Raw genomic sequence first — 21,819 nt, 5'->3', positions numbered from 1 at the left:
ACCTCCCGCACTGGTTCTTCTACCAGTGTAGGAGATCAGGCGCGGTGATACACGCGGTGCCCGGCGAACCACGTTTGTGTCACCTTTGTCTTGACGAGAGCGTTCGGATCGGTTTTGAACGGATCACGGTCGAGAACCACGAAATCGGCGGACTTCCCGGGTACCAGCGAGCCGGTGACGTCGCCGAGCCCCATCGCGCGAGCGGCGGCGAGGGTGAAGACCTCGACAGCCTCGGCAAGGGTGATCGCCTGCTCCGGCCACAGCGCCCCGGGGAACGTGCCGGTCGGGTCCTGGCGGGTGACGAGGCCGTGGATGCCCTCCCACGCGTTCGGGGACTCGCTGACCGGCCAGTCCGAACCGCCGGCGACCAGCGCGCCTTCGTCCAGCAGAGACCGGTTCGGCTGCATCCGCCCGGCCCGCTCACCGGGCAGCACCTCCGCGATGGCCGCCGGGATGACGCCGGGGACCCACAGGAACGGCGAGATGTCCGCGGCGACACCCAGCGAGGCGAAGCGCGGGAGGTCGTCGGGGTGGACGAACTGGCCGTGCGCGACCTGGAAACGGGCTTCGGTGAAGCCCTCGCCACGCACCTTTTCGACGGCGTCCAGCGTCGCGCGCACCGACGCGTCCCCGGTGCAGTGGACCTTGGCCGAGAGCCCGGCCGCGGCCGCGGTGCGCAGCCAGCCCACGAGTTCGTCGCCCGGCATGGTGGTGGCGCCGTGATGACAGGCGCCGTGCGCGTCGTCCGGCAGGTACGGCTCCAGGAAGGCGGCGGTACGCGTCGGCGGGACGCCGTCGAGGAAGATCTTCACGAAGTCGGGACGGTGGTGCTCACCGCGATACTGCCCGGCGACCTCCAGCAGCGGCGCGCCGATCGGGTCGAAACCGAAGATCGGGTCGTTGATCAGCAACGACGACACGACCCACGCGCGCAGTTCGCCCGCGTCGTCGAGTGTCTTCAGCGCGCGCAGGATGTCCGAGGAGACCCCGGCGTCCTGGAACGCGGTGACCCCGTACGAGTGCAGCGTGCCGATCCCGTGCCGCGACGCGGCCACGTGCTGCTCCGCGGTGAGGGTCCGTGTCTCGCTGAGCGCCCGTTCGACGGGGACGCCCGCCGCCTCGAGCAGGACGCCGACGGGCTCACCGGTCGACGGGTCGCGGACGATCTCCCCGCCCGCCGGATCGGGTGTCGACGCGGTGATACCCGCGAGTTCCAGTGCACGGCTGCTCACCCAGCGGTTGTGCCTGCTGTCGTCCGCGAGCATGACCGGACGGCCACCCGCGGCTTCGTCGAGCGCGTGCCGGGCCGAAGACCGCGAAAGGGTACTGACCAAAGTGGACGCCCATGCGCCCCCGACCACCCACTCGTCGGGGCCGAGGCCCTCAGCCCGCGAGCGGACCGCGGCGAGGATGTCGTCGAGGCCGGCGTCGAGGCCGAAGTTCAGCTCGAACAGGGCCGAGCGACCGGCGAGGGCGTGGTGGTTGTGCACGTCGACCAGTCCGGGCATCACGAACGCGCCTTCGAGATCGACGACCTCGGTACTCGGCCCGCGTTCGATTTCCTCCAGGGACAGCACCAGGCCGTCCTTGATCGCCAGTGAAGACGCCCATGGTCGGACACCGTCCACTGTGTACACCGTGGCGTTGGTGAGAATGAGGTCGGCGGTCAAGGTTCAGCTCCCGGCGGGGTCGTACGCCTCGGGGTGCACGGTGGTGCTCAGCAGCTTGCCGTGCGCGCCGAAGGTGAAGTGGGTCGGGGTGTTCCCGGTGGCGTCCAGTCCGAAAAGGACACCGTGCGAACGCAGCCGCTTCGCGTCGCGGTGGTCGGCGACGGTCACGGAGGCACACGGGATCACCTTCTCCCGCCACGCGAAGACGTAGATGCCCGGCCGCAGTTCGTAGACCGAGTTCTCGTCGGTGTCCGCGAGTCCCTTCTCCGGGCCGGCCAGGCACTGCCAGGTGTACCAGTGCGGGCTGAGGTACACGTGCTCGTAGGCGTGCGCGGTGCTGTACACCCACAGCACCCGGCGTCCGACCAGTGACGTGGTCGGGGCGAGCGACTCGCCGCTGGGGTCGATGCCGCCGATCGTGGCGGCCAGGAACGTCTGCGTGACGCGGGGCGAGGTGTCGCCGATCTTGCTCAGCACCAGGAGCGCGCGGCCGCGGCGCAGGTCGAGCAGCAGGGTGAACGCCTCTTCCTGCCGCGCCTGCGGGTGGAACTGGACGTAGTAGAGGTCGTCGTCGACCAGGAACGTCTCGCAGCGGTCGGTGCCGGTGCCGTGGTAGGTCCACTCGATCCGGGTGCCGGAGAAGCCGGCGGTGAACCTGGTGCCGTCTTCGCAGGCGAGTTCGAAGGTGCGGCCGTGCAGGTCGCCGACCGTGGGGGCCTTGTTCGCGTCGAAACCGGGGGCGAGGCCGTCCAGCGGCAGCCAGGTGGACGTGTCGGACAGGGTCAGTTCGGGCATCGGGGAGTCCTAGTGATCGTGGGCGGAACAGTGCTCGTCAGCGGCGCCGGAAGGCAGGTCCAAGGCCGGATTGCGGTCCAGGAATCCGTAAGGGCGCAAGGAGAAACCGGAGTAGTCGACAGGCATGACCGGCCAGTCCTCCGGACGCGGGATGTGGGTCGGGCCGAACACGTGCCACAGCACGAGGTCGGTGTCGGTGAGATCCCGGTCGGCGGCGGTCCATGCGGGCAGGCCAGCCCCGCCCGGATGCGCGTTCGGCCGGTCACCGGCGGGGAAGCGTTCGTCGGCGCGGTACGGCGTGGCCCACAGGTGACGGGTGGCGAACGTCGCCCGCTGGTGGACACTCGATTCCGGTTGCGCCATCAGGGTCGCGGACGGGCGGGGCACGAGCTGGTACGCCGTCGGCGTACCGAGCCGGTTGGTCCGCTCCGCGCTGCGGATCTCCCAGACCCGCGCCTTGGCCGGATCGGCGTGCCGCTGCGCCTCCTGCTCGGTCCGCAGCGGGTTCTCCTTCCAGGTGAAGGCGTTCCCGTACGGGTTCTGCTCGCCCATCGGCACCCGCTCGACGTCGATCTCGACGAGCGAGTTGCGTTCGCCGTCGATCGCCACGTCCAGCCGCGCGCAGAACAGGTGCTGGTGCACCGGCGCGAACAGCCCGGGCGCGATCTCGTTGGCGTGCGGGTGTTTTGTGCCGGAGTGCGCGGCGCCGGCGAACACGATGCCGGTGGCCTTCGCCTCGAGTTCCACGGTGCCGTCGAGGTAGAGGTACCAGAAGAACCCGTAGTCGTAGTTGCCGATGGTGGAGATCGACGAGATCACCAGCCGTCGCGAGCGGCGGACCTCGGCGCGGCCGTCGAGATCCGTGTGCTTCCACAGGATCCCGTAGTCCTCCTCGTGCATGCAGATCGCGCGGGGGATCTCGACCGGGTGCCCGTGGTCGTCGGCGACGAACGCGGGGAAGTAGTGGATGACGCCGAGGCAGTCGCAGCCCAGCCGCAGGTCGTTGCCGTTCTTGCCGAGCAGGTACTCACCCGCGTCGAAGTAGCTGATCCAGAACCGGCCCGGCGCGGTGTCGCCGTAGGGCACCACCATCTCCGGCACCGACGCCCGGTGGAGCACCGAGCGGTCCTGGAACGAGATCCGGTGCAGCGTCAGGCCCTCGCGGGCGTTGAACCCGACCCGCAGCTTCCAGCCCTCCCAGGTGACCTCGTTGCCGTCGACGGTGAAACTGGGGCCCTCGGGCTGGGTGATCTCGATCGGCTTGAGCGTGGTGCGCGCCGGGGCGTCGCCGTAGCGGCCGTGCTCCGGCGGGACGGGCACGTCGCCCTCGTCCTCGACCCGGAGGACGCGCTGTTCGGTGAGGTTGATGTGCACGATCAGGCCCTCGACGGGGTGCGCCCACGGGCTGTCCGACTCGTCGTCGCGCAGGAAGGTCAGTGACCGGATGACCCGGCCGGTCTCGTCGGGCCTGCCGAAGAAACCGGGCGCCAGTGGGGCGCAGAACGCGTGCTGGATCCGGTCGGCGAGCCCGCGCCGCTCCATCGCGGCCCGCCATTCCGGCGACGCCTTGGTGATCGACGCGGCGAGGTCGTACTCCTCGAACAGGTACGCGGGCTGACCGTCGCCGCAGTCCTCGGACGAGACGAGCGCGCTCTTGGTCAGCGAGACGACGACGTCGCGGGCCTGCCCGGTCGCGGTGTCCAGGAGCGTGTACTGGACGCGCCGATCGGCGTCGGCGTCGGCTTTGTCCGGCTCGACCGGCAGTACCGCCGGGAACCGCGTGGTCGCGGTGAGCAGGCCCTCGGCGGCCAGGATCTCGCGGCCTGCGGAGAGTTCGTCGGCGGTCAGCGGGTCGAGCGGATGCGGCCTGGTCATACTTCGCAGTCTTGCCGGTCAGCCCCCGGCTGAAAAGACCGCGCGGCCGTCGTGCGGCTGCGGACAAGAAGGATGCACTGACGGCCAACCTCCGCGAGCGGCCCGGACCGCAGGATGGCGCCATGCGACTGGATCTCGCGGGCAAGGCCGTGCTGGTGACCGGCGCGGCGTCCGGTATCGGCCTTGCCTGCGTCCAGGCGTTCCTGGCCGAAGGCGCGCGGGTCGGCGCCCTCGACCGGGCACCCGTGCCCACCCTGGCCGACGGCCTCCTGGCGGTCCACGCCGACGTGACCGACGAGCGGTCGGTGGCCGCCGCGGTCGACGCCGTGGCCACCCGGTTCGGCGGGATCGACGTCGTCGTCGGCTGCGCCGGGATCTCCGGCCCGGTGGGGACACCGGTCGCCGAAACCTCGGCGGCGGACTTCACCGAGCTGATGGCGGTCAACGTCACCGGCCAGTTCCTGCTGGTCAAACACGCCGCGCCGTGGCTCACCGCGGCGAACGGCTCGGTCGTCCTGCTGGCCAGCGACTCGGCGTTCACCAGCGCGCCCGGCATGGTGCCCTACTGCGCCTCGAAGGGTGCCGTGGTCGCGATGACCAGGGCGCTCGCGGTCGATCTGCCCGGCGTCCGGGTCAACTGCGTCTGCCCGTCGGTGGTCGACACCCCGATGGCGCGCGGCGATCTCGGCGAGGCTCTCGACGATCCCGCCTTCCCGGTGCAGGCTCCTGAAGACGTCGCCGACCAGGTGCTCTATCTCGCGTCCGCGCGTTCGCGGACGATCAACGGCCAGGCCGTGCTCGCCGACTTCGGCGTCTCGGCCCGTTCGGGTTTTCCCGCTTAGAAAGGACTCATGCGAGTGAAGAAGGTTGTCGCGATCACGGGTGGCGGTACCGGTATCGGCGCGGCGGTCGCCCGCCGGTACGCCGACGAGGGCGCCCAGGTGGTGGTCCTCGGACGTCGGCGCGAGCCGCTGGAGAAGGTGGCGGCCGAAACCGGCGCGTACGTCGTCACCTGTGACGCCAGCGAACGCGAAGCGGCCGAGAGCGCCGTAGCGGAGATCGTCGGCAAGTTCGGCAGGCTGGACGTCGTGGTGGCCAACGCGGGCGGGCACGGCCTGTCTTCGGTGGTCGACACCGGTGACGAGGAGTGGGAACTGGCGCTGCGCTCGAACCTGTCCAGCGCCTTCGTGTTCTGCCGGGCCACGCTGCCCTCGCTGGTCGAAACCGGTGGGCAGGTGGTCATCGTGTCGTCGCTGGCCGGGTTGTTCGCCGGGCCCAACGTCGCCGGGTACACCGTTGCGAAGCATGCCTTGATCGGGCTGACCCGCTCGATCGCCCGCGACTACGGGCCGAAGGGCGTCCGCGCGAACGCCGTCTGCCCCGGCTGGGTGCGGACCCCGATGGCGGACGGCGAGATGGACCAGTTCGCCGAGGCCGCGGGCTTCACCGGCGGGCACGCCGAGGGCTACCGCCGGGTCACCGCCGAGGTCCCGCTGCGCCGTCCCGCCGAGCCGGAGGAGATCGCGTCGATCGTGCGGTTCCTGGGTTCTTCGGAGTCGTCGTACATCACCGGCGCGGTGATCGTCGCCGACGGCGGCGCGCACGCCGTCGACCTCCCGACGCTGGCCTTCGAACGGGCGGGCATGGGCTCTTAGCCGTTAGGTCGTGGTAGGCGGGCAGCAGTCCGTGAAGGCCTCCTTCCCTACTCTCAAAGTAGGCAAGGAGGCCTTCACCACGCCACCCACGTGCAGATGGGCATCAATCGGACACTCGCTCGCCAGAAGGTGTCCACTGTGGACAGTCGGGATGCGGCAGGCTCTCGTCGCCCGGTCAGATTCTCGACGCTGAGGGCTCGGCGCGACCCGACTGCGAACACGACACGTTTGCCCTACCTCTCAATAACCCGAAACGCCACTCACGACCAACGCCACCCGACTCACCCCGAATGCCGCCGCGCCAGGGCCTCCGAACCCTGCGCCAGCAAGGAAACATCCGCACCGACCAGCACGAACGAAGCGCCGGCGTCGAGGTAGCGTCGCGCCTGCGCGGGGTCGAACGCGTTGACCCCGACCGGCTTTCCCTGCGCCCGGACTGATTCGAACGTGCCCAGGACGGCCGCCGTGACGTCGGCGTGCGTCTGCTGTCCGAGCAGCCCCATCGAGGCGGCCAGATCGGACGGCCCGACGAACACGCCGTCGACGCCGTCGACTGCGGCGATCTCGGCGGCGGCCGCGACACCCGCCGTCGACTCGATCTGGACGAACAACGACGTGAAGTCGTCGGCGTTCGTCAGGTAGCCCTCGACCCGGTTCCAGCGCGCGGAGCGGGAGAGAGCGCTGCCGACACCGCGCACGCCTCGCGGCGGATACCGCACTGCCCGGACGACGGCCTCCGCTTCATCCGCGCTGTCGACCATCGGCACGAGAATGTTCTGCGCGCCCAGGTCGAGCAGGCGTTTCAGCGCGACCGCGTCGCCGGACGGGGCGCGCACCATCGGGGTGATGGGGTACGCGGCGATCGTCTGCAGCAACGACTGCACCGTCTCCAGCCCGACGGGGGAGTGCTCGGTGTCGACCAGCAGCCAGTCGAGCCCGGAGCCCGCGCAGATCTCCGCGACGACCGGGCTGCCCGACGTGACCCACATGCCGATCTGCGGCCGCGTGGCCTCGGCCAGCCGCTCCCGGAACGTGGGCGCTAGACGAAGCGGCATGTGATCGCCCCCAGGTCCCGGTAGTCGGCGGTCACGGTGTCGCCGGGGTGCACCCACATCGGCCGGGTGAACGATCCGGCCAGCACGATGTCGCCCGGGTCGAGTTTGTCGCCGTGCTGCGCGAGTTTGTTCGCCAGCCAGGCGACACCGTTCGCGGGATGGTTCAGCACCGCGGCGGCGACGCCGGACTCTTCGATGGTTTCGTTGCGGTACAGCAGTGCCGAGACCCAGCGGAGGTCGACGGCGTCCACGGCGACCGGGTTGCCGCCGTAGACCATCCCGCCCATGGCCGCGTTGTCGCTGATCGTGTCCACGATCGTCCGTCCCGCCATTTCGATGCGCGAGGACAGGATCTCCAGCGCGGGTACGACGTACTCGGTCGCGCGCAGGACGTCGAACACCGTGGCGTCCGGACCGGAAAGCGAGTCACGGAGCACGAAGGCCAGCTCGACTTCGATGCGCACGTTCGAGAACCGGCTGTGCTCGATCACGGAGCCGTTCTCGAACACCATGTCCGCGAAAATGGCGCCGTAGTCCGGTTCGGTGATCCCGGTGGCGGCCTGCATGACCTTCGACGTGAGCCCGATCTTGCGGCCGACCGGACGGCGCCCCGCTTCGATGCCCCGGCGCCGCCACTCGTTCTGCACGGCGTAGGAGTCCTCGACGGTCATGTCCGGATAGCGCGCCGTCAGCAGCGGAATCGTCTCACGGGCCGCTTCGGCGGCCGCCAGTTCGTCGGCGATCGCGGTGATGGTTTCCTGTTCGAGCATGATCCCGCCTCAGAGCTGGTTGCCGAGTTTGTACTCGCCTTGTTTCCAGGCAGGCAGTTCCCCGTCGTCGTCACCCTTGCGGGTGTAGGAGAAGCCGTCCGCGCCGATGGTGACCGCCAGTTCGCTCTCCTCGGTCCTCGCGACCACCGGCTGCGGTTTGCCGTCGAGGTCGAGCACCAGCGACGCGTCGGTGTACCAGGACGGGACCACCGGCGTGCCCCACCAGTCGCGGCGCTGGTTGTCGTGCACGTCCCAGGTGACGACCGGGTTGTCGGGGTCGCCGGTGTAGTAGTCCTGCGTGTAGATCTCGACGCGGTGCCCGTCCGGGTCGCGCAGGTAGAGATAGAACGCGTTCGAGACGCCGTGCCTGCCGGGGCCGCGTTCGATGTGGTCCGACATCCGCAGCGAGCCGAGTTTGTCGCAAATGGACAGGATGTTGTGCTTCTCGTGCGTGGCGAACGCGACGTGGTGCATCCGCGGTCCGTCACCACCGGTCATCGCGGTGTCGTGCACGGTCGGCTTGCGGCGCATCCAGGCCGCGTAGGTGACGCCCTGATCGTCCTGGATGTCCTCGGTGACACGGAAATTGAGGTCTTCCATGTGCTTCACCGCGAGCGGGACGTCCGGGGTGACCTGGTTGAAGTGGTCGAGCCGCACCAGTGCGCCCGGCAGGTGCAGGTCGTAGCGCCAGCCGAGCCGCTCGACGTGCTGGACGTCGTGGAAGAACTCGATCGGGAAGCCGAGCGGGTCCTGCACGCGTACTGAGTCGCCGATGCCCTTGGTGTAGCCGTCTTCGCGGCGTTCGACGCGGCAGCCCAGCTCCGTGTAGAACGCGACGGCCTTGTCCAGATCCTCGGGAGACCGGACCCGGTAGGAGAACGCCGCGACCGCGGCGACCGGGCCCTGGCGCAGCACGAGGTTGTGGTGGATGAACTCGTCGATCGTGCGGAGGCTGACCGTGGTGTCGTCTTCTTCGGTCACCGTCAGGCCGAGGACGTCGGCGTAGAACGCGCGCGAGCGGGCCAGATCGGTGACGACGAGCTCCATGTACGCGCAGCGCAGGACGTCCGGCGGTGGCGACGACGGCGTGGGGATCGGGTTCATGACAGCATCCTTTGTGGACGGAGGAACGGTCAGCGCTTGCCGAAGGCGGGGTTGTGCACCTCGCCGAGATTGATGTGCACCGCCTGCTGGTCGGTGTAGAAGTCGATCGAGCGGTAGCCGCCCTCGTGGCCCAGCCCGGACGCCTTGACGCCGCCGAACGGCGTGCGCAGGTCACGGACGTTGTTCGAGTTGAGCCACACCATCCCGGCCTCGACGGACTGCGCGAAGTTGTGCGCCCGCTTGAGGTCGTTGGTCCAGACGTAGGCCGCGAGCCCGTACTTCGTGTTGTTCGCGAGTTCGAGCGCCTCTTCTTCGCTGTCGAACGGCGTGATCGCGACGACCGGGCCGAAGATCTCCTCCTGGAAGATCCGGGCGTCCGGTTTGACGTCGGCGAACACCGTCGGCGCCACGTAGTTCCCGGCCGGGAAGCCGTCCGGACGGCCGCCACCGGCGACCAGCCTGCCTTCGGTCTTCCCGATCTCGATGTACTTCATGACCTTGTCGTAGTGCTCGGGGTGCACCAGCGCGCCGACCTCGGTCGCCGGGTCGCTCGGGTCGCCCACGACCACGCGCTTGGCCTGCGCGGCGTAGCGTTCGACGAACTCGTCGTAGATCGCGCGCTCGACGAGGATCCGGCTGCCCGCGGTGCAGCGTTCGCCGTTGAGCGAGAACACGCCGAAGATCGTCGCGTCGATCGCGGTCTCCAGATCGGCGTCGGCGAAGACGATGGCGGGCGACTTGCCGCCCAGCTCCATCGACAGTCCTTTGAGGAACGGCGCCGCGTTCCCGAAGATCAGGCTGCCGGTGCCGCTCTCGCCGGTGAACGAGATCAGCGGGACGTCCGGATGCTTCACCAGCGCGTCGCCGGCGTCCTCGCCGAAACCGTTGACGAGGTTGAACACGCCCGGGGGCAGCCCGGCCTCCTCGAAGATCTCCGCCCACAGCGACGCCGAAAGCGGGGTGAACTCGGCGGGCTTGAGCACCACGGTGTTCCCGGTCGCCAGCGCGGGGGCGAGTTTCCACGACTCCAGCATGAACGGCGTGTTCCACGGCGTGATCAGCCCGGCGACACCGATCGGCTTGCGGTTGACGTAGTTGACCTGGCGGCCGGGCACCTTGTAGGTGTCGTCGGCCTGCGCGACGATCAGATCGGCGAAGAACCGGAAGTTCTCCGCGGCCCGGCGGGCCTGGCCCAGCGCCTGCGAGATCGGCAGGCCCGAGTCGAAACTCTCCAGCGCGGCCAGCCGCTTGTCCCGCGATTCGACGAGATCGGCGATGCGGTTCAGCACCCGGGATCGCTCGCGCGGAACCAGTTTCGGCCACGGTCCCTCGGTGAACGCCTTCCGCGCGGCGGCGACGGCGCGATCGATGTCGGCCTTCTTGCCCGCGGCGGCCCGCACGTAGACCTCGTTGGTCACCGGGTCGAGCACGTCGAAGACGGCGCCGTCGGCCGAATCGACGAGCTCGCCGCCGATGTAGTGCCGGATCCGCTCCGGGACACCGTCCGGGATCGGCCGGGGAGTCGTGGTGGTCAAAAGTCCTCCTCAGTCAGCGGTTCGCGCGCTCTCGAGCGTCCAAAAAGGCCTGCATGGTGGCCCAGCGGTGATTGCGCGCGGCGAATTCGATGTCGAGCGGGTCGGCCTTCTCGGAGATCAGCCGGAGGATCTGTTCGTGCTCTTCGACCGACCGGTGCGCGCGGTCGGGGACGAAGGCGAACGTCGAGTCGCGCAGTCCGGACAGCCGTGTCCAGCCCTGGTGCACGAGTTCGAGGATCTGCGGGTTGGGGCAGCATTCGAAGAGCAGCGAGTGGAACTGCTGGTTCAGCGCGGTGAACTCGTGCGCGTCGAAGTGGTCGAGCAGGGCGATCATCCGCTCGTTCACCCGGCGTGCCTTCGCGATGTCCTCTTCGGACAGTCCCGGCGCGGACAGCGCGGTGGCGACTCCTTCGACCACACCGAGGGTCTGCATGGCGTGGACGTATTCGTTCTGGTCCACCATGGCCACGCGCGCGCCGACGTTGCGCTCGAAGGTCACCAGCCGCTCGGCCTCCAGCCGCCGGATCGCCTCGCGCACCGGGACGACGCTCATGTCGAGCGCGCCGGCGATCTCGGCGAGGACGAGCCGGTAGCCGGGTCCGTACTCGTGCCGGGCGATCCGCTCACGCAGCCACTCGTAGGCGAGTTCGGACTTGCTGGCCGTCTTCACTGCTTCTTCTGCCATGCCTCATACCTTTCCCGCCACAACGGGTTCAGCGGGAAGAGCCCCTCGATCGCGCGGCCCTTGCCGACCTGCTCCGCGATCCACGCGTCCTCGTCCTCCTGGACGAGCGTCGCGTCGACGATCTCTTCGGCCAGGTTCGGCGGGATGACGACCACCCCGTCGTCGTCGCCGACGATGATGTCGCCGGGCAGCACGGTGGCCCCGCCGCAGGCGACCGCGACGTCGGTGTCCCACGGCACGTGCTTGCGGCCGAGGACCGCCGGATGCGCGCCCTGCGAGAACACCGGGAGGCCGGTCGCGGCGACGGCGTCGAAGTCGCGGACCCCGCCGTCGGTGACCACCCCGGCGGCGCCGAGATACCGTGCCCGCAGCGCCAGGATGTCCCCGAGCGTCCCGGAACCCCGGTCACCCCGGGCCTCGATGACGATGACCTCGCCGTTGCCGACGGAGTCGAAGAGGCGTTTCTGCGCGTTGTAGCCACCGCCGTGGGACTTGAAGAGGTCCTCGCGGTTCGGGACGAAACGCAAGGTCCTCGCCGTGCCGACGATCTTCGAGCCAGGCAGGTTGGGACGCACGCCGTCGATCGCGACGTTGTTCAGCCCGCGCTTGCGCAGCTGAGCCGACAAGCCGGCGACAGGTGCGCGCAGGAGCTTGGCGCGAAGCTCTTCGCCGAGAGCGGGCGCGTCCTGTGGGACCGGTTCGTTCGAGGAGGTGCCCCAGGCTTCGGCACGCTGCTTGTCGTCGACCTCGGGAAGGCTGCCGATGTCCGAAAAGGACCGGATTCCCTGGGAGACGGTGGTGTGGAGCCGTCCGCTGCTGGCGGAGGTGCCAGGAACGTCGACCTCGACCACGACGACGTCACCGGGGGAGACCACGGTGGAACCGGCGGGGGTCCCGGTGAGGATGACGTCGCCGGGTTCGAGCGTGAAGTGCTGGGAGAGGTCGGAAACGAACTGCCGCAACGGGAAGATCAGCCCGGCCGTGGTGTCTTCCTGCACGAGGTCGCCGTTCACCCAGGTGCGGATGCGCAGTGACGACGGGTCGACGTCGCGCGCGTCGATGAGACCTGGGCCGAGCGGGGTGTAGCCGTCGCCGCCCTTGGACCGGACGTTGGAGCCCTTGTCCGCGGTGCGCAGGTCGTAGAGGCCGAAGTCGTTCGCGGCGGTGACCGCGGCGACGTGGTCCCACGCCTTGTCCGGTTTGACCCAGCGGGCCGTGGTGCCGATGACCAGGGCGATCTCGCCCTCGAAGGCCAGCAGTTCGGTCCCCGCCGGGCGTTCGACCGTGCCCCCGGACGTGCCGAGCGAGCTCGACGGCTTGAAGAAGTACGACGGGTTCGCCGGACGCCGCCCGCGCTGCTCGGCCCGTGACGCGTAGCTGAGATGGACGGCGATGATCTTGCCCGGCCGGGTGCCCAGCGGACCGGACCCGCGTCCGGAGGGCGCCGTTGCCTCGTAAGTGTCCATGTTTCCCTGAACTCCTCGACCCTTGCTTCGTATCTAATAACGTATATGATTCCGTGCCACAGTGGCAAGGCGGTCACCGAGTGGCCTTCGCCTCGCCCGGGATCCCAGCGGGCCGCCACTCGCGTCAGGCCTACGTCAAAGGAGCCAAAGTGTCGAATCCAGCGCAGGATGAGCGCACCTCCGGCCGGACCGCCTCACCGCCCTCCGATCGGCGCCGGGTCGCGTTCGCGACCGTCGTCGGCACCACCGTGGAGTGGTACGACTTCTTCGTTTACGCGTCCGCGGCCGGTCTCGTCTTCGGAAAGCTGTTCTTCTCCGGTCTCGGGGCGAACAGCACCCTCGTCTCCTTCGCCACCGTGGGCGTGAGCTTCCTGTTCCGCCCGCTCGGCGCTTTCCTCGCCGGGCACTTCGGCGACAAGTACGGCCGCCGCGTCGTCCTGGTGCTCACCCTGATCTTGATGGGCGCCGCGACCACGCTGATCGGCGTGCTCCCGACGTTCGACCAGATCGGTGTCCTCGCGCCGGTCCTGCTGATCCTGCTGCGGATCCTGCAGGGAGTTTCGGCGGGCGGTGAATGGGGCGGCGCCGTGCTGATGGCCGTCGAGCACGCCCCGCCGAACCGGCGGGGACTCTTCGGCGCGTCGCCGCAGATCGGTGTCCCGCTCGGCCTCCTGCTTGCCTCCGGCGTCCTGGCGCTGACCAGCCTGCTCGTTCCCGGGCAGGCGTTCCTCGACTGGGGCTGGCGGATCCCGTTCCTGCTCAGCGTCGGGCTGATCCTGGTCGGTCACTACGTCCGGCGCCGTGTCGAGGAGAGTCCGGTCTTCCGGGAGATCGCCGAACGCCGTGAGCGGACCCGGACCCCGATCGTCCAGCTGTTCCGCAAGCATTCGGTGCTCGTCCTGGTGGCCGCGCTGGTGTTCGCGGGCAACAACGCCGTCGGCTACATGACCACCGGCGGCTACATCCAGAACTACGCGACCAACCCGAAGGGGCCGATCGGACTCGACCGCGGTCCGGTGCTGTGGGCGGTGACCGCGTCGGCGGCGACCTGGCTGCTTTCCACGTGGGCGGCGGGCGCGGTCTCCGACCGGATCGGCAGGCGGCGTACCTACGTGATGGGCTGGATCGCGCAACTCGCCGGCGTCGCGGTCCTCTTTCCCTTGGTGGACACCGGGAACGTCGTGCTGCTGGCACTGGGGCTGATCATTCTCAGCATCGGTCTCGGGTTCACCTACGGCCAGCAGGCCGCGTTCTACGCGGAACTGTTCCCCGCGTCGATCCGGTTCTCCGGTGTCTCCATCTCCTACGCGCTCGGCGCGATCCTCGGCGGCGCGTTCGCGCCGACGATCGCCACCGCGCTGGTCGGGGCGACCGGGACGTCGATGTCCGTGGCCCTCTACCTGGCGGGAATGACTGTCGTCGGTCTCATCGCCACGTTGCTGCTGCGTGACCGCTCGGGGATTCCGCTCGGGCCGGACCACGAAGCCGAGCAGGCGGTCAGCCCGCTTCGCTTCGGCAAGTGATCAGTCGTCCGTGACGCTCACCCGCCAAGAGCGTCACGGACGGCCTTCGCCGCCGCCTTGAGCCGCTCCGCGAGCTCGGCGGGGGTGCGCGCGCTGGACAGGTAGACGACCGCGAGCGCCGCCGGGTCGTGACCGCGCAGGGGGAGCGGCACCGCGACCGCGCTGAGGTTCTCGATCACTTCGCCATGGCTGTCCGCGTAGCCGCGGGCGGCCACTTCCCGTATTTCCTCCGGCCAATCCTCCGATGGGAGCTGGGAAAGGATCGCCCGGCCGGGGGCGCCGACGGTGAACGGATGCCTGGACCCCGGGCGCTGCGCGACGGACGCGACAGCGTGCCGGGGTTCCACGCTGACCAGGGTCACGCACTCTTCGCGGTCCATCACCGCCACGAAACACGTCATGCCGAGCTCGTTCGCGACCGCCGTCAGCTCGGGCAGAGCCGCGGCTTGGAGATCGTGTTTGATCCCCGCCGCGAGCGCGGCCAGCCGCGCGCCGAGTTCGTACTTCCCAGCGGGCTCCCGGGTGAGGAGCCCGTGGTCCTCGAGCGTGCGGATGAGCCGGTACGCGATCGACCGGTGGACGCCGAGCCGTTCGGCGATTTGATCGACGCTGAGCGCTTCCTGCGCGTCGGCAAGTACTTCGAGGACGCGGATGCCGCGGCTGAGCGTTTGGGACGAGCTCGCGGTCTTGCGGGAGTCCGAAACCATCGTATACGATCCATTTCGATAGTTGAACTGGCTGTTCGATTATAGAACAGAATCGGCAGGTTTGCCCATGATGTCACGCGAGACCAGTTTTTCGCCGGGGTCGAATCTCTATCGGCCTCCCGCGCAGTTCTTTCGAGGCTGTCTCGGCCGCTTCGCGACGGGGGTCGCGGTGGTGACCTTCGACGCCGTGACGAAACGGCACGGCCTGACGGTGAACTCCTTCACCGCCGTCTCGATGGATCCGCCGCTCGTGCTCGTTTCCATCCAGCGCACCGTGAAGAGCCACGACCTGCTCGAAGGCCGCCCGTTCGCGGTCAACGTCCTCGGCGCGGAACAAGAGGCGCTCGCGATGAACTTCGCCGGCCGTCCGAGTGCCGAAGGCGCGCCGGTGTGGGTCGAAGGCGGGAACGCGCCACGGCTCGCCGGCGTCCTCAGCTGGTTCGACTGCACGCCGTGGGCCGCCTACGACGGCGGCGACCACACACTTTTCCTCGGTGAAGTGCAGGAGTTCGACTACCGCTCCGGCGACGCGCTCGGCTTCGTCGACGGGCGGTTCTCGATCATCCACGAATCCGCGCAAGGCCACGAATCCCTGTTCTGACAACGACGTCCCGAGAAGGAGCACGACATGGGAGTCCGCACCGGACAGCAGTACCTCGACAAGCTCAACGCGATGACGCCGGAGCTGTACGTCGACGGCGAGAAGGTGACCTCGAAGGTCGCCGAGCACGCCGCGTTCCGGAACAACGCGCTGACCTACGCGAAGCTGTTCGACCTCCAGCACGATCCGGCGCACCGCGACGTCCTCACCTACGAGTCGCCGACCACGGGGGAGCGGGTCGGTACCTCGTTCCTGGTGCCGCGGACCGAGGAGGACCTCAAGCGCCGCCGCGCCGCGTTTTCCGTGTGGGCTCGGTACTCCAACGGTTTCCTCGGCCGCACCGGCGACTACATGAACTCGTCGCTCACCGCGCTTTCGACCGCGAAGAAGTTCTTCTCCCAGGCCGACCCCGTCTTCGGCGAGCGCATCGAGAAGTACTACGAGATGGCGCGCGAGAACGATCTCCTCGCGACGCACACGCTGATCCCGCCGCAGGTCAATCGTTCGGTGTCCGGGAGTCAGCAGGGCGGCGGGAACCTTTCGGCGAAGGTGGTCGAGGAGCGGGAGGACGGCATCGTCGTCCGCGGCGCCCGGATGCTCGCCACCATCGCCCCGATCGCCGACGAACTCCTCGTGTTCCCGTCCACCGTCCTGCGCGGCACCCCCGAGGACGCCCCGTACTCCTACGCCTTCGCCGTCCCGAACGACGCGCCCGGGCTGAAGTACTTCTGCCGCGCCGGACTCCACCACGGCCGCTCGCACTTCGACGAGCCGCTCGCGTCCCGGTTCGAGGAGATGGACGCGGTCGTCGTGTTCGACGACGTGTTCGTCCCGAACGACCGGGTCTTCCTGCTCGGGCACCCGGAACTGTGCAACGCCTGGTACGCCGAGACCGGCGCGGGCGCGCTGATGACCCACCAGGTCGTCACCCGCACGCTGGCCAAGACCGAGTTCTATCTCGGCCTCGCCAGCGAGATCGCCGCCGCGATCGGCATCGGCGGGTTCCAGCACATCCAGCAGGACCTCTCGGAGCTGATCTCCTACGTCGAGATCGAGAAGGCCGTGCTGCGCGCGGCCGAGGCCGACGGCGCGCTCAGTGAGGACGGCGTCTTCCTGCCCAAGTGGGAAGTCCTCAACGCCGCCCGGAACTGGTACCCCACCAAGGTCTCGCCGCGGCTGACCGAGATCATCCGCAAGTTCTCGGCGTCCGGCCTGATGGCACTACCGGGTGAATCGGACTTCGACGCGGAGGGCCGCCCGGACATCGACACCTACCTGCAGTCGGCCACCCTGCCCGCCAAGGACCGCGCGCGACTGTTCAAGCTCGCGTTCGACGCGTCGGTCTCGAGCTTCGCCGGGCGGGAGTCGTTGTACGAGTACTTCTTCTTCGGCGACCCGGTGCGGATGGCGGGTGCCCAGGTGAACGCGTACCCGCGGGAGGCGCTGCAGGAGCGGGTGCGCGAACTTTTGACGCGGGAAGGGCGGTAGGTACGGATTTCGCCGACGACCGGATATTCGTGCGTGATTCCGCCGAAATCGGCGGAGAGGTAAGCGGATCGCGATAATCGGAAAAGCGCCCGTCGTCCACCGGTCGGCGGACGCTTTCCGTTCGCTCGTACGGCAGGCTGTTTCTGGTCACGATGTGTCCTGCATTTGTCCAAACGACGCCATCACAAATCGATGCTCAGGTTGCGACGTTCGAGTTAATCTCCCCAATGACCGTTCAGGTTGGCCATATCGGTGCGCAAAAATCCAGGTGCCCTGATCGACGATGGCCAGGACGAGCGGCAGGGGGAGACATGATCGAAACCATGCAGTGCGCGGGTGCGGATTTCTGCGAAGAGCTCTCAGGCTCCCACGACACCTCTTTCACCCGATTCTACGAAGGTGATCCACCGTCCCGCCTAATATGTTCAACGGAAAACCTGACACTGCTGGCTGATATGTCACCGCTCGTCCTCGGTCATCTCCTGTTGCTTCCGTCGAATCACTACCTGTCGTTCGCTCAGGTACTTTCACTCCACGACGCGGAGGTGCGAGATTTTCTCGCCGACTTCGTTCCCCTGTATCGGAAGACCTTCGGTGAGCCGTTGATCTTGGAGCACGGGTCGAGCGTCGGCCAGGACAGCCACGCCTGCATAACACACGCGCATCTGCACTTTCTCCCCGTCGACGGCGACCTCGTGGACGATCTCCTGATCGGAGACGCCCTCACCTATCGGGATCTGGGTTCTTTCGATGAACTGGCGCTGCCACCATGGCCTTCCTCCGCCTATTTCCTTCGTGTGTACCGAGACGAATGCCGGGTCTATCGGCCCACCGGAGATCAGAAAAGACAGTATCTGCGTTCGGTCGTCGGTGCGGTATTGGCGATCGAAGACCCGGAATGGGATTACGCGGTGGTGATGCGGAAAGCGGATCTCCGCGAAACCATGCGCAAGGTGGGGAACTGGCCGGGAAAGCTCGGGGAGACCGTCGATGTGGGGACGGCCCGTGGTGAGTGAGAAATTCTCGGACGAACCGACTCGTCTGGCCGAGACGATCGTTCCGCTGTTCGCGAGCCAGGCGGAAGAGTTCGTTCCGGTCTCGTCCCCGGATGGCGGCAGGGTGAACTTGACCACGGGCGCCGACGCGCAGGACGACTGCGCCGTCTTCCGGCTGGCGGGGAGTCAGGACCTCGTGGTGGGTAGCGACTACGTCCGCGGTCCGAAGTTCAGGTTGTACGAGATGGGACACCTCGACGAATACGACCTCGGATACTTCCTGGTGGCGGCGAATCTGAGCGACATCGCGGCGATGGGCGCGAAACCGATCGGCCTGCTTTCGGTCGTCCGGTATCCCGCCGATATGGACGATGCCCTGTTCGGTTTCGTCATGAAGGGCATCCGTGACGCGTGTTCCGCCTTCGGCTGTCTCAATGTCGGCGGTGACATCGGCGGAGCGGAACGCCTGATCCTCTCGGCGTCGGCGCTGGGGGTGTGCCGGGCGGGTGGCGCGTTGCTGAGGTCCGGGGCGAAACCCGGTGACATCGTGTGCCTCACCGCTCCGACCGGGCCCGCCGGGGCCGCGATGGCCTATCTGCGAGGGGACACTCCGGACCTGGTCATCGACAGTCTGCTTCCGTCGCTGCTTGCCAACTGGAAGCGGCCGGTGGCGAGGATCGACGAGGGAGTCGCGCTCGGCGCCAGTGGAATGGTCACGAGCTGCCAGGACACTTCGGACGGGTTGAAGGCCACCTTGCTGAGCATCGCCGAGCTGAGCGGTGTCGGGATCGCCGTCGAGGAGCGGGCGATCCCCGTTCCCAAGGCGGTCGCCGCCGTGGCAGCCCACGTGGGTGTGGAGCCACTGAGCCTGGTCATGGGGGACTCGGTCGACTTCGAACTCGTTTTCACGGTGCCCGCCCGCCGGGTTGACGACCTTGCCGAATCGCTGGACTTTCACCGGATCGGAGTCGTCACCGAGGAACGAGAGGTGGTCCTGATCGGCGGGGGCGGCACTCGTACGGCGTTGCCCGGTAAGGCCTGGCGGCACCAGGCCGACGGAAAGGCATGAGCCGGCTGACGGCCAAGACCGCGGACAAGACGATTCTGCTGTCGGCGACCTTGTTCCTGGCGGGCAAGGCCTACAACGTGCCCTCCAAGATCTTCTGGGACGACGTCCTGAACGGTCGGCCGTACCTGCTTCTGACTTTCCTCGTGGTGGCAGGGATTTTCGGCGCCTTCACGCCTTTCGAGAGCTGGCGGCGGCGCTCGTTCGTGGACCGGAACGTGATGATGCGACGCCGGGTCCTGTCCACCTTCGGCAGACTGCTCGAGATCAGTGCGGAAATCGATCCTCACTTGGACACGGGAGACCTGGCCCTGCACGTGTGGCGTAGAAGGCGAACGCTACGGCATCCGGTGCACGGTGTGCTGAAGCGACTCTCCTCCTATCGGATGTCGTCCTACCCGGCGACTCGGGCGTTCTCTCCGACACGCGGCGTCGGGGCGGTGGGGCTGTGCTGGCAACTCGATCGCGAAGTGTCGATCGACGTCAAAGCGTTGGTCGAAAGCCTCGATAGCGAGGCGAAGTTCGACGACCATGTGGATCGGCACGGGGCGGAGACGGTGATGAACCTGACGTGGGACGAGTTCAAGGATTTCAACCATCGAACCGCGCTCTTCGTCACACCGATCAGGAGTGGGCGCAACAAATTCGTGGGGTGCGTCAGCGTCGACAGCAGCGGTGGTTACAGCGTGCTCAACGAGAGGGAACTGTTCGAGGAGATGACCAATCTGGGCATGGCCATCGGCCGCGAGGACTTCGAATGCACCTGACCGACGAGGAGTTGCGCGCACTCGTGTCGAGGACACGCCGCACTTACGACGAGAGCGCCGCGAGCTACATCCGGACCACCGGCACCCTCGACAAGTTTCCCGGCCTCGATCGCGAACTGGATCGGTTCTTCGAGGCCCTGCCCGGAAATTTGGTGCTGGACGTCGGTTGCGGGGCCGGACGCGACACCGCGTACTTGATCGAACGAGGTGCGGTCGTGGTGGCGAGCGACGTCAGCGGGGAGATGCTGCGCCACACCCGGGGCAGATGCGCGGTCTTCGGCGCGGTGCAGTGCGATCTCGTGGCCTTACCCCTGGCGGCCGGGGTGTTCGATGGTGTCTGGGCCTGTGCGAGCGTGCTGCATTTGCCGAGTGTGACGCATCTCGCCACCTTCGCCGAGATTCATCGAGTTCTCGCGCCTGGAGGTGTGGCCGGGATCAGTCTCAAGGCCGGGACGGGCGAAGGCTGGGTACACGACGATCGGATGTCGTCCCCGCGGTGGTTTTCGTTGCGCAGTCCCGACGCCGTGGTCGAGGAACTGGTCGCTGCCGGCTTCGGATCGGTTCGCGTCTCGCCGAGTGGCAGGGGCACGTGGTTCGTCGTCGAGGCGGTGAAGGCCTGATGTCGTGGGTCGCCCATTCGCCTACGAGTGGCGAAACCTAGAAAGCCACTCATCGGGGCTCGTCCCGGGAAGGACGTGACGAATGCCGCCACGAGGATCCTCGACGTCGCCGTCGTAACGGGGGATCAGGTGGAGGTGGAGGTGATCGACCGTCCGGCCCGCGGCTCGTCCTTCGTTCACCCCGATGGTGTAGCCGTCAGGCTGGAGTTCGTCTTCGAGTCGCTGCTTCGCCCGCTTGATCAGGACATAGACTTCGGCGTACTCGCTCGGCGTCAGTTCGAAGTAGGACTCAACGTGTCTTTTCGGGACGACTTCGGCATGACCCTTGGCGGCGGGGTAGTTGTCCCAGCGGACGTAGACTTCTTCGCCTTCGAACATCAGCTCATTGACGTCGGGATCATGAATCTGGCAGAAGAGGCATTTGCCGGTGGGCGGCTCGGCTTCGCTTCCCATCGCCGGCTCTATCATTGATACCCCTTGTCATTGATCGATCACTTGAAGTCATACCAGTGGTCAACTTAGCTTCGTCGCAGACAAAGCAGAGCGTACTCTCACGATCGAATGACCTCTAACCCTCGATCGCGACACGCCGTGGACATTCGGCTCATCACCTGCTCGATCGTGAGATTCGTCGTGTCGATCCTGATCGCGTCCTCGGCCGCTACGAGTGGAGACACGGTCCGGTTCATATCGGCGTCGTCTCGGCGAATCACGTCCTTGAGCACGTTCTCGTAAGTGCCCGCCCGTTCCTGGCGCACTCGACGCATCGCCCGGACCTCGGGTGAAGCGGTCAAGTAGAACTTCACCAACGCCGCAGGGAAGATGGTGGTGCCGATGTCGCGTCCCTCGATGACGCACTGTGTCTGACTTTCGGCCCACAGCCTGATGAGGCTGGTGACCCGTCGGCGGACATCCGCGATCTTGGCGACGGCCGACACGGCGACATTGACCGGGGTCTCACGCAGCTTGTCCGACGCGTAGCGCTCGGACGTCAGCAGGCCAGCCGAGCGGCTCTCCAAGATCAGCCGGTCACAGAGCCAGGTGATCTCCCGGGCGTCGTCCACGGGGATTTCACGCTGAAGGGCTTCGAAGGCGATGATGCGATAGGTCCGGCCGCTCTCGAGATAACGGAGGCCGAAGGTTCGCGCCAGCGCCAAACAGGTGGTGGTCTTGCCCGCGGCCGCCGGTCCGTCCACCGCGATGACCGTGCCGGCACCGTGTTCAGGCATGTCTATTCCTTGGCTGGATTGGCAATCGCCGGAGCTGGATCGAAATGAACAGGGCGCAGACGCTACCACGGGAAGAGCCGGGCTGTGGCGCCATGTCGAGTACCTGTCGGAGCAGCGAGAACATGAATTTGCCCCTGCTGGCAAAGGTTGTGAGTTCTTGTCGAGAGCCACCGCGGCGACGCTCCGCTGGGGTGATCTCACTCGGACAGGTGC

At 67.7% G+C, this 21,819-nt stretch carries 21 protein-coding genes; 9 read left to right on the top strand and 12 right to left on the bottom strand.

The features are described 5' to 3' along the window. Positions 1 to 35 precede the first annotated feature (35 nt). Genes BKN51_RS14860 through BKN51_RS14850 form a run of 3 tightly spaced genes read right to left on the bottom strand, consistent with a single transcriptional unit; the run spans position 36 to position 4,340 of the window. Positions 36 to 1,670, bottom strand: a complete 1,635-nt coding sequence (locus tag BKN51_RS14860) for an amidohydrolase (protein WP_101608220.1) — start codon at positions 1,668 to 1,670, stop codon at positions 36 to 38. Between the two features lie 3 nt (positions 1,671 to 1,673). Beyond that, a complete protein-coding gene (locus BKN51_RS14855) occupies positions 1,674 to 2,465 on the bottom strand; it encodes a molybdenum cofactor biosynthesis F family protein (protein WP_101608219.1) in 792 nt (263 codons plus the stop codon). A 9-nt stretch (positions 2,466 to 2,474) separates the two neighbouring features. After that, positions 2,475 to 4,340, bottom strand: coding sequence for a primary-amine oxidase (locus BKN51_RS14850; RefSeq protein ID WP_101608218.1), 1,866 nt, complete (start codon positions 4,338 to 4,340; stop codon positions 2,475 to 2,477). 122 nt (positions 4,341 to 4,462) lie between these two features. Between BKN51_RS14850 and BKN51_RS14845 the strand changes: the two genes are divergently transcribed. Both BKN51_RS14845 and BKN51_RS14840 read left to right on the top strand, forming a co-directional pair. Next, on the top strand, positions 4,463 to 5,182 hold the full coding sequence (locus BKN51_RS14845; protein ID WP_101608217.1) for an SDR family NAD(P)-dependent oxidoreductase: 720 nt from the start codon (positions 4,463 to 4,465) through the stop codon (positions 5,180 to 5,182). Positions 5,183 to 5,197: 15 nt separating this feature from the next. Further along, on the top strand, positions 5,198 to 5,995 hold the full coding sequence (locus BKN51_RS14840) for an SDR family NAD(P)-dependent oxidoreductase (RefSeq protein WP_101608216.1): 798 nt from the start codon (positions 5,198 to 5,200) through the stop codon (positions 5,993 to 5,995). A gap of 281 nt (positions 5,996 to 6,276) precedes the next feature. On the opposite strand, the gene BKN51_RS14835 is transcribed toward BKN51_RS14840, so the two are convergent. From BKN51_RS14835 to BKN51_RS14810, 6 genes are read right to left on the bottom strand one after another with little or no spacing between them, the layout of a single operon-like run. After that, positions 6,277 to 7,050 (bottom strand): HpcH/HpaI aldolase family protein, encoded by a 774-nt coding sequence (locus tag BKN51_RS14835; protein ID WP_101608215.1) that lies wholly within the window; start codon positions 7,048 to 7,050, stop codon positions 6,277 to 6,279. After that, positions 7,035 to 7,820, bottom strand: a complete 786-nt coding sequence (gene hpaH, locus BKN51_RS14830; protein ID WP_101608214.1) for a 2-oxo-hept-4-ene-1,7-dioate hydratase — start codon at positions 7,818 to 7,820, stop codon at positions 7,035 to 7,037. The genes BKN51_RS14835 and hpaH overlap by 16 nt, the downstream gene beginning before the upstream one ends. A gap of 9 nt (positions 7,821 to 7,829) precedes the next feature. Then, entirely contained in the window at positions 7,830 to 8,924 is a 1,095-nt protein-coding gene (gene hpaD, locus BKN51_RS14825) for a 3,4-dihydroxyphenylacetate 2,3-dioxygenase (protein WP_174720415.1), read from the bottom strand. 29 nt (positions 8,925 to 8,953) lie between these two features. Beyond that, positions 8,954 to 10,459, bottom strand: a complete 1,506-nt coding sequence (hpaE, locus tag BKN51_RS14820) for a 5-carboxymethyl-2-hydroxymuconate semialdehyde dehydrogenase (protein WP_101608212.1) — start codon at positions 10,457 to 10,459, stop codon at positions 8,954 to 8,956. A gap of 13 nt (positions 10,460 to 10,472) precedes the next feature. Then, positions 10,473 to 11,144, bottom strand: a complete 672-nt coding sequence (locus tag BKN51_RS14815; RefSeq protein ID WP_101608211.1) for a GntR family transcriptional regulator — start codon at positions 11,142 to 11,144, stop codon at positions 10,473 to 10,475. Next, positions 11,126 to 12,610, bottom strand: coding sequence for a fumarylacetoacetate hydrolase family protein (locus BKN51_RS14810; RefSeq protein WP_101608210.1), 1,485 nt, complete (start codon positions 12,608 to 12,610; stop codon positions 11,126 to 11,128). The genes BKN51_RS14815 and BKN51_RS14810 overlap by 19 nt, the downstream gene beginning before the upstream one ends. Positions 12,611 to 12,759: 149 nt before the next feature. Between BKN51_RS14810 and BKN51_RS14805 the strand changes: the two genes are divergently transcribed. Beyond that, positions 12,760 to 14,133: an MFS transporter gene (locus tag BKN51_RS14805; protein ID WP_101608209.1), complete on the top strand. Its 1,374-nt coding sequence runs from the start codon at positions 12,760 to 12,762 to the stop codon at positions 14,131 to 14,133. 17 nt (positions 14,134 to 14,150) lie between these two features. On the opposite strand, the gene BKN51_RS14800 is transcribed toward BKN51_RS14805, so the two are convergent. Beyond that, on the bottom strand, positions 14,151 to 14,840 hold the full coding sequence (locus BKN51_RS14800; protein ID WP_101608208.1) for an IclR family transcriptional regulator: 690 nt from the start codon (positions 14,838 to 14,840) through the stop codon (positions 14,151 to 14,153). Between the two features lie 22 nt (positions 14,841 to 14,862). Here BKN51_RS14800 and BKN51_RS14795 point away from each other — a divergent pair, with 22 nt between their 5' ends. The 6 genes from BKN51_RS14795 to BKN51_RS14770 all read left to right on the top strand — a co-directional run bounded on the left by BKN51_RS14795 (position 14,863) and on the right by BKN51_RS14770 (position 20,377). Then, positions 14,863 to 15,441 (top strand): flavin reductase family protein, encoded by a 579-nt coding sequence (locus BKN51_RS14795; RefSeq protein ID WP_233223149.1) that lies wholly within the window; start codon positions 14,863 to 14,865, stop codon positions 15,439 to 15,441. 27 nt (positions 15,442 to 15,468) lie between these two features. Continuing rightward, positions 15,469 to 16,929, top strand: coding sequence for a 4-hydroxyphenylacetate 3-monooxygenase, oxygenase component (hpaB, locus tag BKN51_RS14790; RefSeq protein ID WP_101608206.1), 1,461 nt, complete (start codon positions 15,469 to 15,471; stop codon positions 16,927 to 16,929). A gap of 311 nt (positions 16,930 to 17,240) precedes the next feature. Continuing rightward, on the top strand, positions 17,241 to 17,945 hold the full coding sequence (locus BKN51_RS14785; RefSeq protein WP_146044327.1) for an HIT domain-containing protein: 705 nt from the start codon (positions 17,241 to 17,243) through the stop codon (positions 17,943 to 17,945). Then, positions 17,938 to 18,993 carry a thiamine-phosphate kinase gene (gene thiL, locus BKN51_RS14780; RefSeq protein ID WP_233223150.1) on the top strand — a complete coding sequence of 352 codons (1,056 nt, stop codon included), beginning with the start codon at positions 17,938 to 17,940 and terminating at the stop codon, positions 18,991 to 18,993. The genes BKN51_RS14785 and thiL overlap by 8 nt, the downstream gene beginning before the upstream one ends. Further along, positions 18,990 to 19,757 (top strand): hypothetical protein, encoded by a 768-nt coding sequence (locus BKN51_RS14775; protein WP_101608204.1) that lies wholly within the window; start codon positions 18,990 to 18,992, stop codon positions 19,755 to 19,757. Before thiL ends, BKN51_RS14775 begins: the two co-directional genes overlap by 4 nt. Continuing rightward, positions 19,748 to 20,377, top strand: coding sequence for a class I SAM-dependent methyltransferase (locus BKN51_RS14770; RefSeq protein ID WP_101608203.1), 630 nt, complete (start codon positions 19,748 to 19,750; stop codon positions 20,375 to 20,377). Before BKN51_RS14775 ends, BKN51_RS14770 begins: the two co-directional genes overlap by 10 nt. Before the next feature lie 21 nt (positions 20,378 to 20,398). Here the strand turns inward: BKN51_RS14770 and BKN51_RS14765 are convergent, their stop codons facing one another. Both BKN51_RS14765 and cmk read right to left on the bottom strand, forming a co-directional pair. Then, a complete protein-coding gene (locus BKN51_RS14765; protein ID WP_233223151.1) occupies positions 20,399 to 20,830 on the bottom strand; it encodes an HIT family protein in 432 nt (143 codons plus the stop codon). Positions 20,831 to 20,928: 98 nt separating this feature from the next. Beyond that, entirely contained in the window at positions 20,929 to 21,606 is a 678-nt protein-coding gene (cmk, locus tag BKN51_RS14760) for a (d)CMP kinase (RefSeq protein WP_101608201.1), read from the bottom strand. Positions 21,607 to 21,819: the final 213 nt, after the last annotated feature.

This window comes from Amycolatopsis sp. BJA-103 (genome assembly GCF_002849735.1).
Classification (GTDB): Bacteria; Actinomycetota; Actinomycetes; order Mycobacteriales; family Pseudonocardiaceae; genus Amycolatopsis.
The sequence above is the reverse complement of the archived record's forward strand: the minus strand, read 5'-3'. Positions and strand labels throughout refer to the sequence as shown.